This window comes from Pseudomonas sp. Sample_9, from assembly GCF_004307535.1.
In the GTDB taxonomy this organism is placed as follows: domain Bacteria; phylum Pseudomonadota; class Gammaproteobacteria; order Pseudomonadales; family Pseudomonadaceae; genus Aquipseudomonas; species Aquipseudomonas mercuritolerans.
Map to the genome: position 1 here is coordinate 1 of NZ_RAZO01000313.1, position 1664 is coordinate 1664.

Annotated in this window: 2 protein-coding genes; both read right to left on the reverse strand. The window is 59.6% G+C overall.

Annotated elements, in window-relative coordinates; translation table 11 throughout:
* Window positions 1-538, reverse strand: a 538-nt coding sequence (locus tag D6877_RS17285) for a transporter substrate-binding domain-containing protein (RefSeq protein ID WP_130911559.1), incomplete at its 3' end; no start/stop codon positions are given.
* An 86-nt stretch (window positions 539-624) separates the two neighbouring features.
* Window positions 625-1664, reverse strand: a 1040-nt coding sequence (locus D6877_RS17290; RefSeq protein WP_130911560.1) for a hypothetical protein, incomplete at its 5' end; no start/stop codon positions are given.

Genomic DNA, 1664 nt, shown 5'->3' on the forward strand with positions numbered 1-1664 from the left:
CGACGCGGCGATCGGTAATCAGCAGGTCGATCCGCCCGCGCACCAGTTTGCCGAAGTTGGCTTCATGGGTCGGCGCAGGCTCACGGGTAAACAGCTGCGACTGGCTGAAGTCAGGGCTGTACAGATAGCCCGGCGAGGTGCCGATGGTCAGGCCTTTGAGTTGTTCGAGGGTGGTGAACGGGTGCGGCCGATCATTAGCGTAGAACATCACGAATTCAACGTCGGACAGCGGCTCACTGGGGTAAAGCAGGGTGGCGTCGCGCTCGGCGCTGTGAAAGATGTCCAGCGCACCGTCGGCCTGACCGGTTTCAAGCATCGACAGGCAGCGTTTCCACGGCAGGAACTGCCATTGCACTTCAATGCCCAGACGCTGGAACACGATGGCGGTGGTTTCGTAGTCCAGACCGAGGTTCTTGCCGTCCTGTTCGTAGACGTACGGCGCCCAGGGCTCGGTGACAATACGCAACTTCTCCCCCCGGGCGGCGACGCTCAGGCAAGTCAGAAGAATAACGCTCAGCAGTTGGGCAATAAGGGGCATGGCCTGAGGTTAGTACGCGAAACGCCTGATGAGAAGCTCTGGCATGCATGTTTCGCGCAGACCCAGGCGCAATGGCCGCCATGGTCTTATTTGCTCGAGGTTTTCAGCAGGTGTTTATGAACCTTGGCGTGGCGCGCACCGAGAATCCGCTTGACCAGACCACGACTGAACCAGTCCCTGAGCAAGTGCTTGCAGACCGGCTTGCCGATGCGTTGCTGCTGGTTTTCCAGCGCCTTGTCCCACCAGACCGGTGCACACGCCTGATCGAACTCGTTGGGGTGGTCATAGCAACCGTAAAGGATTTCGCGAATGAACTGACGCAGATGTGCCGGCAGCAGCAGCGTGATGAGCTTGTAGAACATTCGCTGCAGTCGCGGCGGTCGAGGCAGTTGTGGTGACACACGCCGGGTGTCGTCCAGCGCAGCTTCGCCCGTCGGGTTGTCGCCATGTTTGGCGACCCAGGCCTGAACCTTGGCCCTGAACAGATGTTTGCGGCTCCAGTAATGGTGAATCAGATCCGGGCACTTGTTGACGTTTACCGTGCGATAGGCGGCCACCGACAGGCAGAACTCTTCAAGGGTGTAGGCGCCCTGTGCCGACGGAAACAGCTCATCGATCAAGGCGATGGAGCGGTCGAGCACGTGTGCGTCCTGCCGGTGCAAGCCAATGACGCCGGAGTTGAGCAGGCGCATGTGATCATCAGTCAGGCCTTTGTCCAGCAGGGTTGCCGACAGCGTGCGGTAGAGCAGGCTCATCTTGTTGTCGCCATAGCGGGCGTAATAGTCGTTGCACAGCAGCGTGCCGGGCTGAACCCGCTCGAACAGTTTCAGCGGCGAGCAGTGGAAAAACGTATCGGTGTCGATCAGCAGCGCCGTTTCATGCTCTTCAAGTACCGAGCGCAGCGCGACATGCTTGATGCGGAAGTGATAACCGTGGGGCTCGCTCCATTTCTGGCGCGTTTCGGCGTCCAGAGGGCGAACGCGCACAGGAAGATGCGCATAGGGTTGCGGATTGTCGCTGAAAACCTGGATATCGATCGCGGCATCCGGAGTCTCGCGCAACCACGCCAGCGCACTGGCGATGCTGAAAACAGCTTCCTGATGGTAGGTCTCGGCACCGAAAACCA